This is a genomic window from Phenylobacterium zucineum HLK1 (genome assembly GCF_000017265.1).
GTDB lineage: Bacteria > Pseudomonadota > Alphaproteobacteria > Caulobacterales > Caulobacteraceae > Phenylobacterium > Phenylobacterium zucineum.
In genome coordinates, this window is sequence record NC_011144.1 from 3575861 (window position 1) to 3591584 (window position 15724).

A 15724-nucleotide genomic window follows, 5' to 3' on the forward strand; every position below is an offset into this window, starting at 1 on the left:
CGGCGGAGCCCGGTCAGCGGGGCTGGAAGCCCTCGGCGATGAGGCCGATCTGCCGGTCCATCACCTCGGTCAGGCGCTTGGCGTCCGCACCCTCGGTGACCACCAGCCGGTAGGTCCAGGCATAGGCGGACATCAGCAGGTCCACGATGTCCTGCAGCCGCGCCTCGGGACGCACGTCGCCCTGGTGCACGCCCTTGTCCAGGCATTCCAGGATGATCTCCTGCAGCCGTGGGGTGCGCCCATAGGGCCGCGCCGTCGGCGGAAGGGTCCAGTCGTAGGCCGCAGCGATGTGGGAGAGGAACAGGCGCACGTTCGGCGCCTCGAAGTTGAAGTGGATGGCGAACATGGTCCGCAGCCGGTCCGCCGTCGAGCCGCGCAGGTGCGGCATCACGCGGTCGAGCTCGCCGTAGAGCCGGTCCAGCCGGCTCTGCATCACCTCGGAAAGGATCTCGCCCTTCGATGCGAAGGTTGTGAAGACGCTGCCCACGGCCACCCCGGCGTGCCGCGCGATCTCGCGGATCGTGGTGCCCTGGTAGCCGTGGGTGTCGAACAGCTCGCGCGCAGCCGCAAGCACCCGCTGGCGGGTCGCCTCCTTCTGCGACCGCCGAGCGGGCGTCCGTTCCGAGCCGTTGTCGGCGTCTGCCTTCATGACCCCCCCAGGTCTAAAGGCCTAGCCGCGGCGGGCGCCGGCCAGCAGGATGCGGATCTGATCCCGCGCCCGAGCCTGCAGCGCCTCGAGGCTCCAGCCTTCGAAGATCGCCTGAACGTAGTTCGACAGATAGGCGTCGAACAGCATCTGGCTGCGCAGCTTCACCTCGGCCTCCTGCCGCAGCTCGCCGCGCTCGACCGCCAGGTTGAGCTGCTCGGCGAACAGCTCGCTCATGCCCTGGACGGGACCCAGGCCGCGCAGCGTCGGGCCGCCGTCGGGGCTCCACGACACGCCGAAGGCGGCCCGGGCGAGCGGCAGGCGGCTCTTGTAGAAGCCGTAGCCCGCCATGAAGACCTTCAGCAGGGCCTCCTCGACGTTGCGCGCCTTGCCGGCGGCCTCGCGCATGGCGTCGAGCAGCGCCTCGCAGTCCGCGGTCATGATCTCGCGGAACAGGTCGGACTTGTCGGTGAAGTTGGCGAACACGGCGCCGGTCGACATCCCGGCGGCGGCCGCGATGTCGCGGATGGTGGCGCCTTCGTAGCCCTGCTCGGCGAACAGCCGGCGGGCGGCGGCCAGCACCTTCTGACGGGTCTGCTGCTTGGCGAGGGCGCGGCGGGTGGGAGCGCGGACCGGGGATTCGGCTGCGACCTGGGTGGGGGAGATGTGCTTCATCGTTCTCGTGGTCTGATCGGGGAGGATCGGGTGGGTTGCTCTTATTTGCACCGCCGCCTGCCGAGCAAGCGTCGATGAACGCGTTCAAATAACCTGTTACTCAAGCGCCAAGGTGGCGATCTTCGCGGCGTTGCGCAAGGGCCTGTCGGCCATCGCGCGAACGTACTCGGTCCCTAATACAATCAGGTGTTGAAGCAGCGCCGAATCTCGACGTTCGGCTTGGAGCGACGCTCGTTGAACATGATCAACGACCAAAATGTCAAGGTCGAACCCGACATTGGGGTTTGCCGATGGCCGCCGCGGCGGTACGCGCCTAGATTATGGACATGGACCTCTTCGACATCCTGATCCCCGCCGCGCTCGTCGCCGTCGGCCTCGTGCTCGCGCTGGGCATCTACGCGCTGTTCCGCGGCGGCGATTTCGGGCGCTCGTACTCGAACAAGCTGATGCGCCTGCGGGTGGTCCTGCAGGCGGTGGCGATCGCGGTGCTGGTCGCCGCGGTCTGGTGGCGCACCCAGTCCTGAGATCCGGCATGGTCACGCTGAACCGCATCTACACCCGCACCGGCGACCAGGGGACGACCCGGCTCGCCACCGGGGAGCCCGTGAGCAAGGCCGCCGCGCGCGTGGAGGCCTACGGCGCCGTGGACGAGACGAACGCCTGCCTCGGGATGGCCCGGGTCCACACCGCCGCAGACCCAGAGCTCGACACCCTGCTGGCGCGTCTGCAGAACGAGCTGTTCGACCTGGGGGCCGACCTCGCCACGCCGCCCAGGCCGGACGAGGCCGAGGGCGCGGTGCTGCGGGTCTCCGATCGCCAGGTGGAGCGGCTGGAGGCCGAGATCGACGCCCTGAACGACCGGCTGCCGCCCCTGCAGTCCTTCATCCTGCCGGCCGGGACGCCGGCGGCCGCCGCCCTGCACCTGGCGCGCACCGTCTGCCGCCGGGCCGAGCGCGAGGCCGTGCGGCTGGTGGAGGCGGGGGAGACGGTCAGCCCCGCGGCGCTGCGCTACCTGAACCGCCTGTCGGACCTGCTGTTCGTGGCCGCGCGCGCGGCCAACGACCTGGGCCGCTCGGAGGTCTTCTGGAAGTCCGGGGCGACCCGCTAGGGCTGCTGCTGCGGCGCAGGAGCCGGAGCCGGAGCCGGAGCCGGGCGGCCGATCGCGGCGCGGGCCTCGGCCTCGGCCTGCTTGTCCTGGATCGTGCGCCCGGTGATGTCGGAGATCAGCACCGGCTGGGCGCAGACGCGCTGGCCGGGATCCCACCACTTGCGGGCTTCCTTGCAGTTCTTCTCGGGAATGGCCCAACCGAAGGTCCAGACGGCGACGCCCACCACCAGGAGGGCGAACACGCCGAGGAAGATCAGTTTGAGCCGCTCGATCGTCGGGTTCATGGATCACTTCTAGGAGAGTTGGCGGCCTCCTGGCTAGCGCCTCGCGCGGGCCGAATTGCGGCGCCTGCGAAGGCCGCGGGTTTGCAAAGCGCGCCGGAACCTTTATTGCCCCGGGCGTCCCATTTTTTCGCAATGCAAATTTGAGGCGCTAGCGACCCATGAAGGTGTTGGTCCCGGTCAAGCGGGTGATCGACTACAACGTCAAGGCTCGGGTTAAAGCCGACCAGACGGGCGTCGACCTCGCGAACGTTAAGATGTCCATGAACCCCTTCTGCGAGATTGCCGTGGAAGAGGCTGTCCGGCTGAAGGAAAAGGGCGCCGCCACCGAGGTGGTCGCCATCTCCGTCGGCCCGACCCAGGCGCAGGAGACCCTGCGCACGGCCCTGGCGATGGGCGCCGACCGCGCCATCCTCGTCCAGACCGACCAGGACCTCGAGCCCCTGGCCGTGGCCAAGGTGCTGAAGGCCATCGTGGCCGAGGAGAGCCCTGAGCTGGTGGTCATGGGCAAGCAGGCCATCGACGGCGACAACAACGCCACCGGCCAGATGCTGGCGGCCCTGCTCGACTGGCCGCAGGCGACCTTCGCCAGCGCCGTCGAGGTGTCGGGCGGCAAGGCCAAGGTGACCCGCGAGGTCGACGGCGGCCTGCAGACCATCGAGGTCGACCTGCCGGCGATCGTCACGGCCGACCTGCGCCTGAACGAGCCGCGCTACGCCTCCCTTCCGAACATCATGAAGGCGAAGAAGAAGCCCCTCGACGTCAAGGAGCTGGGCTCGCTGGGCGTCGACACCGCGCCGCACCTGAAGGTGGTGAAGGTCACCGAGCCGCCGAAGCGCGCGGGCGGGGTCAAGGTCGAGACCGCCGCCGACCTGGTCATGAAGCTGAAGAACGAAGCGGGGGTCCTCTAATGGCCGTTCTCGTCATCGCCGATCACGACAACCAGAGCCTGAAGGATTCCACCCACAAGACCGTCACCGCGGCCCAGAAGCTGTCGGGCGACGTCGACGTGCTGGTGGGGGGCACGAACGCCGCGGCGATCGCCGCCGAGGCCGCCAAGATCGCCGGCGTACGCAAGGTGCTGGCCGCCGAGAGCGCCGAGCTGGGCCAGGGCCTGGCCGAGGCCTTTGAGGCGCTGGTGGTGCCGCTCGCCGCGAACTACGACGCCGTGCTGACCCCGGCGACCTCGCAGGGCAAGAACATCAGCCCGCGCATCGCCGCCAAGCTGGACGTGGCCCAGATCTCGGACGTGGTCGAGGTCGTCGACGCCAACACCTTCGTGCGCCCGATCTACGCCGGCAACGCGCTGGAGACGGTGCAGTCGTCCGACGCCAAGAAGGTGATCACGGTCCGCCCGACGGTCTTCAAGGCCGCCGGCGAAGGCGGCTCGGCCCAGGTCGAGACGATCGCCGCCCCGGCCGCGCCCGCGAAGGCGCGCTTCGTCGGCCAGGAGATCGTCAAGTCGGCGCGTCCCGAGCTCTCGGGCGCCAAGATCGTCGTCTCGGGCGGCCGCGCCATGGGCTCGGCCGAGGAGTTCCAGCGGGTCATCGAGCCGCTGGCGGACAAGCTGGGCGCGGCGGTCGGCGCCAGCCGGGCCGCGGTGGACGCCGGCTACGCGCCGAACGACTACCAGGTCGGCCAGACCGGCAAGGTCGTGGCCCCGGAACTGTACGTCGCCGTCGGCATCTCGGGCGCCATCCAGCACCTGGCCGGCATGAAGGACTCCAAGGTGATCGTCGCGATCAACAAGGATCCCGACGCCCCGATCTTCCAGGTCGCCGACTACGGCCTGGTGGCCGACTACAAGGCCGCCGTCCCCGAGCTGATGGACGAGCTGTCCAAGGTCGGCAAGTAGACGGCTCCGGCCATCTGACTTCAGTTGAAAGGGCGGCTCTCGCGGGCCGCCCTTTTTCTTTGCGCCCGCCGACACGCTGGAGTTGAGGCGACCGAGACGCTCTCGCAGACGGGGCGATACGCCTCGCCCAAGCGGTGCTGCGGCGCAGCAAATACCTTGCCGCACTGCGCTCCGGCCATGTTAGAAAGCCGTCACATAGATCGGGCGCGCGTGCCAGCGCCGGTTATCGAGGCTTAGGCGGTATGGTTCAGATCAAGTCGGTCGGCGTCATCGGCGCCGGTCAGATGGGTTCGGGCATCGCGCACGTCTGCGCCCTGGGCGGCTATGACGTCCTGCTGCACGACGTCAGCGGCGAACGCATCCAGCAGGGCGTCGCGACCATCGAGAAGAACATGACCCGCCAGGTGTCGCGCGGCCTGATCGAGCCCGCGGTCATGGAAGCGGCGATGGGGCGGATCAAGCCCGCCCCCGAGCTTCAGTCGATCGGCGGCGCCGACCTCGCCATCGAGGCCGCCACCGAGGACGAGGACGTCAAGAAGACCATCTTCAAGGCGCTCTCCCCGCACCTCTCGCCCCAGACGATCCTGGCCTCCAACACCTCCTCGATCTCGATCACCCGGCTCGCGTCCACGACGGACCGGCCCGAGCGGTTCATCGGCCTGCACTTCATGAACCCGGTGCCGCTGATGAAGCTGGTGGAGATCATCCGCGGCATCGCCACCGACGCCGAGACCTATGAGACGGCCGTCAACTTCGCCAAGTCGCTGGGCAAGACCACCTCGAACGCCGAGGACTTCCCGGCCTTCATCGTCAACCGCATCCTGGTGCCGATGATCAACGAGGCGATCTACACCCTCTACGAGGGCGTGGGCACCGTCGACGCCATCGACACGGCCATGAAGCTGGGCGCCAACCACCCGATGGGCCCGCTGGAGCTCGGCGACTTCATCGGCCTCGACACCGTGCTGTCGATCATGAACGTGCTGTACGAGGGCCTGGCGGACTCCAAGTACCGCCCCTGCCCGCTGCTGGTGAAGTACGTCGAGGCGGGGTGGCTGGGCCGCAAGACCGGCCGCGGCTTCTACGACTACCGCGGCGAGAAGCCCGTCCCCACGCGCTAAAATTTTCGCCGACGGCGTCGGCTTGCGGCATGCTCGTCCGTCCTGAGGATCGGACGAGGTCGAACCCATGCTGTACGCGCTGCTCTGCTACAACGACGAGGACGTGGTCTTCTCCTGGACGAAGGAGCAGGACGACGCCGTCATGGCCCGCCTGGACGTGGTCCACGAACGCCTGCGCAAGGCGGGCAAGATGGGCCCCTCGCTCCGGTTGCTGCCGACGACGGCCGCCACCACCCTGCGCAAGAGCGATCCGCCGCTGGTGATCGACGGCCCCTTCGCCGAGACGAAGGAGCAGCTGCTGGGCTTCTACGTGATCGACTGCAAGGACTTGGACGAGGCGCTGGAGGTCGCCCGCGACCTCGGCGAGGCCAACCCCGGCGGCTCGTACGAGATCCGCCCGATCCGCCTGTTCCTGCCGGGCGTCTTCGAGGACGCCGCGGCCCTGGAGACGAGCGCCTAGGCCATGACCGACCTGGCCTGGATCAACGGCGCGATCGCGGCGGCCCGGCCCCAGGCCGTGGGCGCCCTCCTGCGCTACTTCCGGGACCTGGATACGGCCGAGGAGGCGTTCCAGGACGCCTGCCTTCGCGCGCTGAAGAACTGGCCCAAGAACGGCCCGCCGCGCGATCCGGCCGCCTGGCTGATCATGGTCGGCCGCAACGCCGCCCTGGACGGAGTGCGCCGGCAGGCGCGGATGACCGCCCTGCCGTCGGAGGAGGCGCTGTCCGACCTCGACGACGCCGAGGCCCGCACGGTCGAGCAGATCGACGGCTCGGACTACCGCGACGACGTCCTGCGACTCCTGTTCATCTGCTGCCACCCGGACCTGCCGGCCACCCAGCAGATCGCGCTGGCCCTGCGGATCGTCTCGGGCCTGTCGGTGAGGCAGATCGCCCGCGCCTTCCTGGTCTCGGAGGCGGCCATGGAGCAGCGGATCACCCGCGCCAAGGCCCGCATCGCCCAGGCCGGAACGTCCTTCGAGACCCCCGGACCGGTCGAGCGCGCCGAGCGCGTGGCGGCGGTGGCGGCCATGGTCTATCTGGTCTTCAACGAGGGCTACTCGGTCGGCGGCCCCAAGGCCCCCCTGGCCGAGGAAGCGATCCGGCTGGGCCGCCTGCTGCTGCGGCTGTTCCAGACCGAGCCCGAGATCATGGGCCTCCTGGCGCTGATGCTGCTGCAGCACGCACGGACGAGCGCCCGGTTCGCCGAGGACGGCTCGATCATCCTGCTGGACGACCAGGACCGCGCGCTGTGGGACGGCAAGCTGATCGCCGAGGGCCTGGCGCTGATCGACAAGGCCATGCGCCACCGCCGGCCCGGCGTCTACCAGGTGCAGGCGGCGATCGCCGCCCTGCACGCCCGGGCTGAGACGCCGGCCGAGACCGACTGGGGGCAGATCGACCGCCTCTACGCCACCCTGGAGCGGCTGCAGCCCTCGCCGGTGGTGACGCTGAACCGCGCGGTGGCGGTCAGCAAGGTCGAAGGCCCCGAGGCGGCGCTCGCCATGATCGAGCCGCTGGCCGACCGCCTGTCGGGCTATTTCCACTTCCACGGCCTGAAGGGCGCGCTCCTGCTGGAGCTGGGGCGCAACGCCGAGGCGCGGGTCGCCTTCGACCGGGCCATCGCCCTGGCCAACACGCCGGCCGAGGCGGCCCACATCCGCCAGCACCTGGACCGCCTGGCCGCCGACCACGCCCCTGCAGAAGCCGCCACGCCGGCCCGCTGACATCGATTTGTGCGAGCCGGTGTCGGACCGGCGTGCTCTCGTTCGTCCTCGGGGCAGGACAGCAAAGGAGACGTCCGATGTCGGAGACCCTGGAAGCCCAAGTTCCCGCCGCCGTCGAGGTCAAGGGCGGCGTGGTCGCCTATCTGAACGTGGAGGGCGCCGTCCGGGCGGCCGAGTTCTACCAGAAGGCGTTCGGCGCCACCGTGGCCGCCCAGATGCCGCCGGACGAGCAAGGCCGCAGCATGCACGTCCATCTCTATGTGAACGGCAGCTCGGTGATGCTGAGCGACTTCTACCCCGAGCACGGCTTCAGTCCCGTCAAGCCGCAGGCGTTCAGCCTCATGCTGCCGGTGGACGACATCGAGGCCTGGTTCAGGCGCGCCGTGGACGCCGGCTGCGAGGTGGTGCAGCCGGTGCAGAAGATGTTCTGGGGCGACTTCTACGCCGAGGTCCGCGACCCCTTCGGCGTCTCGTGGTCGATGGACCAGCCCGACCGCTGAGCGCCCGCAGCCCGCGGCCGTCCTCCCCCGGCCGCGGGCCACCCTTCAGCCTTCCTGGAACATAGCCATGACCGAGATCACCCACCCGTCGGCGACGGTCCCCGCCGGCCGCGCCCGCCCCATCGCCGGATGGACGCTGACCGGCCTCTTCACCGCCTTCATGCTCTTCGATGTCGGCATCAAGCTGGCGCGCTTGCCGATCGTGGAGGTGACTGGCGCCCAGCTCGGCCTGCCGCCCGGCAGCGGCTTCGCGATCGGGGTGATGGAGGCGATCCTGCTCGGGCTCTATCTCTATCCCCGCACGTCGGTGCTGGGCGCGGTGCTGTTCACGGCCCTGTTCGGCGGGACCTGCGCGGTGCATCTCCTGGCCGGAGATCCCCTGTTCACGCACATGCTGTTCGGCCCCTATCTGGCGGTCTTCGCCTGGGGCGGCCTGTGGCTGCGCGACCCGAAGCTGCGCGAGCTGTTCCCCGTGCGCCGCTGAGGGCGCCCGGGAGGCAGGCGGGGCGCGGCGTTAATCCATTCGACTTCCCGGGATTCCGCGTCGGATACTCCTGGGTGATTCGGATGGCGGACCCATGCGGCGGCTCACGCTAGCGCTTCTGTGCGCGACCTATCTCTGCCTCTCGCTGATCGTCGCCCTCACCCTGTGGAGGAACGGCGGCGGATGGGGCGCGGGCGTGGCCGCCCTGGTCGGTGGCCTCGGCCTCTGCTTCGCCTTCCACGGGCTGATCGCGCGGGCGCTGGAGTCGGGCCAGATCAAGGGCGAGATCGACGCCGTCCGCGAGGCCCACAAGATCCTGCTGGACCAGGTCGAGCGCCTCGACGCCCGCCTCAGCCAGGTGGCCCAGTCGGTCGAGGTGGACCAGCACCGCTCGGAGGAGCTGTCGGACGAGGTCCACATGCTGGAGTCCCTGGTGGCCCGCATGCAGCAGCGCCTCGACGAGCAGGGCGAGATCGCCCTGACGGCGCCGGTCCGCGGCGCCGCCGAGCCCCGCCGGTCGGCCGGCCTGTTCGAGGTGGTCCGCGAGGCCCTGGCCGAGAACCGCGTGGATCTCTACCTCCAGCCCGTCGTCGCCCTGCCCCAGCGCAAGACGGTCTTCTACGAGAGCTTCTCGCGCCTGCGCGATGCCACCGGCCGGGTGATCATGCCGGCCGAATACCTGTCCGTGGCCGAGCCGGCGGGCCTGGTGACGGCCATCGACAACCTGCTGCTGTTCCGCTGCGTGCAGATCGTGCGGCGCCTGGCCAAGCAGGACCGCCGCATCGGCATCTTCTGCAACATCTCGATGGCCAGCCTCGCCGACGAGACGTTCTTCCCGCAGTTCCTGGACCTGCTGTCGGCCAACCGCGACCTGGCGGGCGCGCTGATCTTCGAGATCGGGCAGACCGCCTTCGACGCCCGCGGCTCGGTCGAGGCCCGCAACATGGGCAAGCTGGCCGAGCTGGGCTTCCGCTTCAGCCTCGACAAGGTCACCGACCTCGACCTCGACCTGCAGGACCTGACCCGGGCCGACGTGAAGTTCGTGAAGATCGGCGCCCAGGGCCTGCTCGACGAACTCACCGAGATCGACGGCCGCCTCGTGCTGAAGTCGCTGCCCGACCTCGCCGCCGAGGACTTCGCCCAGCTCACCCGGCGCTACGGAATCGAACTGATCGCCGAGAAGGTCGAGAGCGAGCGCCAGGTCGTGGACATCCTCGAGCTCGACATCGGCTTCGGCCAGGGGCACCTGTTCGGCGAGCCGCGCGCCATCAAGGACCAGGTGCTGGCCGAGGCCGGCGCCCCGCCGTCGGTGGTCCGGCCGTTCCCCCAGGTCCAGCGCCGGGCGGCCTTCGGCTAGCTTCCGTCGTTGACGCGGGCGCGGGGGACCGATACCGCCGCCGCCCATGACTTCCCCTTCTCCCGGCCCCCTTCCGCCACCCGTGCTGGCCGAAGGCCTCTCCGCGATCGCCGAGCGTTACGACGTGCTGCTGTGCGACGTGTGGGGCGTGATCCACAACGGCCGGGAAGCCTTCCCGGAGGCCTGCCGGGCGCTCGCCCGCTTCAAGGCCGAGCGGGGTCCGGTCGTGCTGATCTCGAACGCCCCGCGGCCGAACCCGCCGGTGATCGAACAGCTCGCCGGCTTCGGCGTCGGTCCGGAGGCCTTCAGCGAGGTGGTCACATCGGGCGACGCCACCCGGACGCTGCTGGCTGAGCGCGCGCCCGGTCCGTTCTGGAAGCTGGGCCCCGACCGAGACTGGCCGCTCTACGAGGGCCTGGGCCTGTCGTTCACCGAGCTGGAGCAGGCGCGCTACATCGCCTGCACAGGGCCGTTCGACGACGAGACCGAGACTCCGGAGGACTACCGCGAGCGCTTCCGGGCGGCGGTGGCGGGGGGCCTGGAGATGATCTGCGCCAACCCCGACATCGTCGTCCAACGGGGCGACCGGCTGATCTACTGCGGCGGGGCGCTGGCCCAGCTCTACGAGGCGCTGGAAGGCCGCGTCCACATGGCGGGCAAGCCGCACCAGGCGATCTACGACCTGGCCCTCGCGAAGGCCGCCGCCCACCTCGGCCGGCCCGTGGACCGCGCGCGGGTGCTCTGCATCGGCGACGGCCTCGGCACCGACATCCGCGGCGCGAACGCCCAGGCCCTGGACGTGCTGTTCATCGCCAACGGCATCCACGGCAAGGAGACGGTCCGCGACGGGCGGCTGGACGCCTCGGTCGTCGAGCACCTGCTGGCGATCGAAGGGCTGGCGGCCGCCTGGGCCATGGCCGACCTCGTCTGGTAAGAACCGGGACAGCCGCAGGAGGGCATCTGTGCAGGGCCTCTATTTCGAAGACCTGAGCGTCGGCCAGAGCGCCGAGATGACCCGCGTGGTGGGCGAGGCCGACATCCAGGCCTTCGCCGCCGTCTCGGGCGACGAGAACCCGGTCCACCTGGACGCCGAATACGCCAAGACGACCAGCTTCGGCGAGCGGATCGCCCACGGCATGCTGTCGGGCGCCTACATCTCGGCCGTGCTGGGGACGAAGCTGCCGGGCCCCGGGGCCATCTACCTGAACCAGTCGCTGCGCTTCCGCCGGCCGGTGCGCATCGGCGACGCCGTCACCGCGCGGGTGACGGTGAAGGCCCTGGACGAGCGGCGCGGCCACGTGACCCTGGAGACCGTTTGCGAGGTCGGCGGCAAGGCCGTGGTGGACGGGGAGGCCCTGGCGATGGCTCCGCGCCGCCCCGCATGAAGCGCATCCGGGTCATACGCGGCTGGAAGACCCTGCCGCCGGCCGACCGCGGCGCGGCCGTAGCCATGGGCTCGTTCGACGGCGTCCACCGCGGCCACCAGCAGGTGATCGCCCTGGCGGCCAAGGCGGCCGGCGCCCTGAAGGCGCCGCTGGGCGTCATCACGTTCGATCCGCATCCGCGCGTCTACTTCCGGCCCGACGAGCCGGCGTTCCGGCTGATGAAGCCCGACCAGCAGGCCCGCGCGCTCGAGGCGCTGGGCGTGGACATGCTCTACGTCCTGCCGATGGACGCCGAGGTGGCCGGCATGACCGACCGCGAGTTCGCCGAGCAGGTGCTGCACCGGGGGATCGGCGCGCGCCATGTCGCCGTGGGCTTCGACAACTCGTTCGGCAAGGGCCGCACCGGCAGCCCGGCCACCATGCGGGTCTATGGCGAGGAGATGGGCTTCGGCGTCTCGGTGGCCGACCCGGTGGGCGACGGCGACGGCCGCAAGTTCTCGTCCACCGACGTGCGGGACGCCCTGCGCGACGGCCGGCCCGAGATCGCCGCCGAGATCCTGGGCCGCCCCTTCGCCATCGAGGGCCCGGTGCAACGCGGCCGCCAGCTCGGCCGCAAGCTGGGTTTCCCAACCGCCAACGTGGCGCTCGACGACTATGTGACTCCCAGGTTCGGGGTCTACGCCACCCGCACGCGCCTGCCCGACGGCCGCGAGGTGCCGGGCGTGGCCAACATCGGGATCAACCCCACGGTCGACGGGATCACCCGGCCGCTGCTGGAGGTGTGGCTGTTCGACTTCGACGAGGACCTCTACGACCAGGTCATCGAGACCGACCTGATCACCTTCCTGCGGCCCGAGGAGAAGTTCCCGAGCCTGGAGGTCATGACCCGGCAGGTGATGGCCGACGCCAAGGCCGCCCGCGCCCTCCTGATGCCGGACTTCTGACGACAAGCCCGCGCTTGGGTTCGGGCCCTCTCTCTGTTAGAGCCTCGCCCCATGACCTCGGGTCGGACGAGCCTGCGAATTATCCGCCCGGCGTGACGCCGCCGGACGAGCTCGTTCCAGCGCGCGCCGGGATTTCCCCGCACCTCAAACGACCCGAACCTGCTGGATAGAGTTATGGCCGACGACGCCGAAAAGCCTTCGCGCGATTACCGCGAGACCGTCTTCCTCCCGGAGACGCCGTTCCCCATGCGCGCCGGACTGCCGCAGAAGGAGCCGCAGATCCTGGCCCGCTGGAGCGAGGCCGACCTCTACCACGCCATGCGCGCCGAGCGCCGCCGCGCGGGCGCGCCGCTGTTCGTGCTGCACGACGGCCCGCCCTACGCCAACGGGGCGATCCACATCGGCCACGCCCTGCAGAAGACCCTGAAGGACTTCGTCGTCCGCTCGCGCTTCCTGCTGGGCTACGACGTCGACTTCGTGCCCGGCTGGGACTGCCACGGCCTGCCGATCGAATGGAAGATCGAGGAGGAGCTGCGCGCCAAGGGCCGCCGCAAGGACGAGGTCTCCAAAGCCGAGTTCCGCCAGCGCTGCCGCGAGTACGCCGCCCACTGGATCGACGTGCAGCGCGAGGGCTTCAAGCGCCTGGGCGTGATCGGCGACTGGGAGAACCGCTACGCGACCATGGACTTCGCCAGCGAGGCGGCGATCGTGGCCGAGTTCCACAAGTTCGTCGCCTCGGGCCAGCTGTACCGCGGCTCCAAGCCGGTGATGTGGAGCCCGGTGGAGCGAACCGCCCTGGCCGACGCCGAGGTCGAGTACCACGACCATGTCAGCCCCACGATCTGGGTGAAGTTCCCGGTGACCGAAGGCTCGGACGCGGCGCGCGGCGCCTCGGTGGTGATCTGGACGACCACGCCCTGGACCATCCCGGCCAACCGGGCGATCAGCTACAACCCCGACGTCGCCTACTCGGTCTACGAGGTCGAGGCGATGGAGGAGGGCCTGGCGTTCGAGCCGTGGGCAAAGCCCGGCGACCGGCTGATCGTCGCCGACAAGCTCGTGGCCGACGTGATGGCCGCGGCCAAGGTCGCCAGGCACCGCAAGGTCGAGGCGGTGGACTGCCAGGGCATGGAATGCGAGCACCCGCTCGCGGGCCTCGACAGTCACTACGGCTTCGGCGTGCCGCTGCTCGCCGGCGACCACGTGACCGACGACGCCGGCACCGGCTTCGTCCACACCGCGCCGGGCCACGGCGCCGACGACTACCAGGTCTGGCTTGCCCACGGGCACCGCGAGATCCCCGACACCGTCGATCCCGACGGCGCCTACTATCCGCACGTGGCGCTGTTCGGCGGCCTGAAGGTGCTGGAGACCGAGGGCAAGAAGGCGGGCAAATTCGGGCCGGCCAACGATGCGGTCATCGGCAAGCTGATCGAGGCGGGCCGGCTGCTCGCCCGCGGCCGGCTGGAGCATTCCTATCCGCACTCGTGGCGCTCGAAGGCGCCGGTGATCTTCCGCAACACGCCCCAGTGGTTCATCCGCATGGACGAGCCGGTGGACACCGAGGCGCTGGGCGACCGCACCCTGCGCGAGACGGCGCTGGAGGCCATCGAGGCGACCACCTTCTATCCGCCCCAGGGCAAGAACCGGATCCGCTCGATGGTGGAGAGCCGGCCCGACTGGCTGATCAGCCGTCAGCGGGCCTGGGGCGCGCCGCTGGCCATGTTCGTCGACAAGGAGACCGGTCAGCCGCTGCACGATCCCGAGGTGGACCGCCGGATCATCGAGGCGATCCGGGCCGAGGGCGCCGACGCCTGGTTCAACCGGCCCGCCACGGACTTCCTTGGGAGCCACGATCCCGACCGCTACGAGAAGGTCGAGGACATCCTCGACGTCTGGTTCGATTCCGGCTCGACCCACGCCTTCACCCTGGAGAACCGCGCCAACACCCGCTGGCCTGCCGACCTCTACCTGGAGGGTTCCGACCAGCACCGCGGCTGGTTCCAGTCGAGCCTGCTGGAAAGCTCGGGCACGCGCGGCCGCGCGCCCTACGACAGCATCCTCACCCACGGCTTCGTCATGGACGAGCACGGGGAGAAGATGTCGAAGTCCAAGGGCAACGTCGTCGATCCCGAGCGGGTGATCGGCGAGAGCGGGGCCGAGATCATCCGCCTCTGGACCGCGATGATCGATTATTCCGACGACTGCCGGATCGGGAAGACCATCCTGCAGACCACCTCCGACGCCTACCGCAAGCTGCGCAACACCGTCCGCTACATGCTGGGGGCCTTGGCCGACTACGCGCCCGACGAGGCGGTGGAACTGGCCGAGATGCCGCCGCTGGAACGGTTCATCCTGCACCGGCTGTGGGAGCTCGACGGCCAGGTGCGCGCCGCCTACGAGGCCTACGCCTTCCAGGACGTGATCCGCCCGGTGCTGGACTTCTGCCAGGAGGACCTGTCGGCGCTGTTCTTCGACGTGCGCCGCGACAGCCTCTACTGCGACCGGCCCGACGCCCTCCGCCGCCGTGCGGCGCGCACGGTGATGGACGCGGTGTTCGAGCGCATCACCGCCTGGCTCAGCCCGCTGATCCCCTTCACCATGGAGGAGGCCTGGCTCACCCGCTATCCGGACGCCGGCTCGAACTGCCTGCGGGTGATCCCCGACACGCCGGCCGAATGGCGCGACGACGCCGAGGCCGCCCGCTGGGCCAAGGTGCAGAAGGCGACGTCCGTCGTCACCGGCGCCCTGGAGGTCGAGCGGCGCGAGAAGCGGCTGGGCGCCGCGCTCGAGGCCGCGCCGCGGGTTCACGTCGCCGACGCCGACCTGCTGGCAGCCTTCGAGGGGCTGGATCCGGCCGAGGTGTTCCGCACCAGCCAGGCCACGCTGGTCGCCGGCGACGGCCCCGCCGGCGCCTTCCGCCTGCCCGAGGTTCCCGGCGTGGCCGTCGAGCCGCTGAAGGCCGAGGGCCGCAAGTGCGCCCGCTCGTGGCGCATCCTGCCCGAGGTGGGCCAGGACCCCCGCTATCCGGACCTGTCGCTGCGCGACGCCGACGCCGTCGCCGCCTGGGACGCCGCCCACGGAAAGGTGACCGCATGAGCGCCGTCACGCGTCAGGGCTGGACCGCCTACGCCATCGCCGCGGTCGTGCTGGTGGTCGACCAGATCACCAAGGCGCTGATCCTGCCCCTGCCCGAGCGGGTGCCGCACGAGGTCGTCTGGCCGCTGCAGTTCACGCGGATCTGGAACAACGGGGTCAGCTTCGGCCTCTTCCAGGCCGGCTCGGACCTGGTGCGCTGGGGCTTCGTGGTCTTCTCGATCCTGGTGGGCGTCCTGCTGGCGCTCTGGGCGCGCAAGACCGACCGGCTGCTGCCGGCCGCGGGCCTTGGCCTCGTCATCGGCGGGGCGATCGGCAACGCCATCGACCGGGCCCGGTTCGGCGCGGTGGTCGACTTCATCGACGTCCAGCGCCTCGGCTTCTTCCCGTGGATCTTCAACATCGCCGACAGCGGCATCACCATCGGCGTGATCCTGCTGCTGCTCGACAGCATGCGACCGGAACGCCCAGCGGCGCGCCCGGCGGCCTGACGCCGTTGGCGGACCGGCCCGTTTGGTTTATTCCCTTCCGTCCGAGGCCGGGGGC

The 15724-nt window shown here is 70.2% G+C and carries 18 protein-coding genes; 15 read left to right on the forward strand and 3 right to left on the reverse strand.

What is annotated here, in order from left to right; translation table 11 throughout:
* Positions 1 to 13: 13 nt before the first annotated feature.
* Both PHZ_RS17440 and PHZ_RS17445 read right to left on the reverse strand, forming a co-directional pair.
* Positions 14 to 649, reverse strand: a complete 636-nt coding sequence (locus PHZ_RS17440) for a TetR/AcrR family transcriptional regulator (RefSeq protein ID WP_012523693.1) — start codon at positions 647 to 649, stop codon at positions 14 to 16.
* Between the two features lie 21 nt (positions 650 to 670).
* Positions 671 to 1321: a TetR/AcrR family transcriptional regulator gene (locus PHZ_RS17445; protein WP_012523694.1), complete on the reverse strand. Its 651-nt coding sequence runs from the start codon at positions 1319 to 1321 to the stop codon at positions 671 to 673.
* A gap of 320 nt (positions 1322 to 1641) precedes the next feature.
* On the opposite strand from PHZ_RS17445, the gene PHZ_RS17450 reads away from it, so the two are divergent.
* Positions 1642 to 1845: a twin transmembrane helix small protein gene (locus PHZ_RS17450; protein WP_012523695.1), complete on the forward strand. Its 204-nt coding sequence runs from the start codon at positions 1642 to 1644 to the stop codon at positions 1843 to 1845.
* Between the two features lie 8 nt (positions 1846 to 1853).
* Positions 1854 to 2429 carry a cob(I)yrinic acid a,c-diamide adenosyltransferase gene (locus PHZ_RS17455; protein ID WP_012523696.1) on the forward strand — a complete coding sequence of 192 codons (576 nt, stop codon included), beginning with the start codon at positions 1854 to 1856 and terminating at the stop codon, positions 2427 to 2429.
* On the opposite strand, the gene PHZ_RS17460 is transcribed toward PHZ_RS17455, so the two are convergent.
* The gene (locus PHZ_RS17460; RefSeq protein ID WP_049758315.1) at positions 2426 to 2713 is read right to left on the reverse strand and encodes a hypothetical protein; all 288 of its coding nucleotides are present in this window, start codon (positions 2711 to 2713) and stop codon (positions 2426 to 2428) included. The genes PHZ_RS17455 and PHZ_RS17460 overlap by 4 nt on opposite strands.
* 158 nt (positions 2714 to 2871) lie before the next feature.
* Between PHZ_RS17460 and PHZ_RS17465 the strand changes: the two genes are divergently transcribed.
* From PHZ_RS17465 to lspA, 13 genes are all read left to right on the forward strand, one after another.
* Positions 2872 to 3621, forward strand: a complete 750-nt coding sequence (locus PHZ_RS17465; protein WP_012523697.1) for an electron transfer flavoprotein subunit beta/FixA family protein — start codon at positions 2872 to 2874, stop codon at positions 3619 to 3621.
* Positions 3621 to 4565: an electron transfer flavoprotein subunit alpha/FixB family protein gene (locus tag PHZ_RS17470; RefSeq protein ID WP_012523698.1), complete on the forward strand. Its 945-nt coding sequence runs from the start codon at positions 3621 to 3623 to the stop codon at positions 4563 to 4565. Before PHZ_RS17465 ends, PHZ_RS17470 begins: the two co-directional genes overlap by 1 nt.
* Before the next feature lie 242 nt (positions 4566 to 4807).
* Positions 4808 to 5686, forward strand: coding sequence for a 3-hydroxybutyryl-CoA dehydrogenase (locus PHZ_RS17475; protein WP_012523699.1), 879 nt, complete (start codon positions 4808 to 4810; stop codon positions 5684 to 5686).
* A 67-nt stretch (positions 5687 to 5753) separates the two neighbouring features.
* On the forward strand, positions 5754 to 6146 hold the full coding sequence (locus PHZ_RS17480; protein ID WP_012523700.1) for a YciI family protein: 393 nt from the start codon (positions 5754 to 5756) through the stop codon (positions 6144 to 6146).
* Between the two features lie 3 nt (positions 6147 to 6149).
* Positions 6150 to 7412 (forward strand): RNA polymerase sigma factor, encoded by a 1263-nt coding sequence (locus PHZ_RS17485; RefSeq protein ID WP_012523701.1) that lies wholly within the window; start codon positions 6150 to 6152, stop codon positions 7410 to 7412.
* Between the two features lie 77 nt (positions 7413 to 7489).
* Positions 7490 to 7912 (forward strand): VOC family protein, encoded by a 423-nt coding sequence (locus PHZ_RS17490; RefSeq protein ID WP_012523702.1) that lies wholly within the window; start codon positions 7490 to 7492, stop codon positions 7910 to 7912.
* Positions 7913 to 7979: 67 nt separating this feature from the next.
* Complete coding sequence (locus PHZ_RS17495; RefSeq protein WP_012523703.1) at positions 7980 to 8396, forward strand: DoxX family protein; 417 nt, start codon at positions 7980 to 7982, stop codon at positions 8394 to 8396.
* 94 nt (positions 8397 to 8490) lie between these two features.
* The gene (gene tipF, locus PHZ_RS17500; RefSeq protein ID WP_012523704.1) at positions 8491 to 9753 is read left to right on the forward strand and encodes a flagella assembly cyclic-di-GMP phosphodiesterase TipF; all 1263 of its coding nucleotides are present in this window, start codon (positions 8491 to 8493) and stop codon (positions 9751 to 9753) included.
* A 46-nt stretch (positions 9754 to 9799) separates the two neighbouring features.
* The gene (locus tag PHZ_RS17505) at positions 9800 to 10687 is read left to right on the forward strand and encodes a TIGR01459 family HAD-type hydrolase (RefSeq protein WP_012523705.1); all 888 of its coding nucleotides are present in this window, start codon (positions 9800 to 9802) and stop codon (positions 10685 to 10687) included.
* A gap of 28 nt (positions 10688 to 10715) precedes the next feature.
* On the forward strand, positions 10716 to 11138 hold the full coding sequence (locus PHZ_RS17510; RefSeq protein ID WP_012523706.1) for a MaoC family dehydratase: 423 nt from the start codon (positions 10716 to 10718) through the stop codon (positions 11136 to 11138).
* Positions 11135 to 12082 carry a bifunctional riboflavin kinase/FAD synthetase gene (locus PHZ_RS17515; protein WP_012523707.1) on the forward strand — a complete coding sequence of 316 codons (948 nt, stop codon included), beginning with the start codon at positions 11135 to 11137 and terminating at the stop codon, positions 12080 to 12082. The genes PHZ_RS17510 and PHZ_RS17515 overlap by 4 nt, the downstream gene beginning before the upstream one ends.
* Positions 12083 to 12256: 174 nt before the next feature.
* Entirely contained in the window at positions 12257 to 15181 is a 2925-nt protein-coding gene (gene ileS, locus PHZ_RS17520) for an isoleucine--tRNA ligase (RefSeq protein ID WP_012523708.1), read from the forward strand.
* On the forward strand, positions 15178 to 15669 hold the full coding sequence (gene lspA / locus PHZ_RS17525; protein ID WP_012523709.1) for a signal peptidase II: 492 nt from the start codon (positions 15178 to 15180) through the stop codon (positions 15667 to 15669). Before ileS ends, lspA begins: the two co-directional genes overlap by 4 nt.
* Positions 15670 to 15724: the final 55 nt, after the last annotated feature.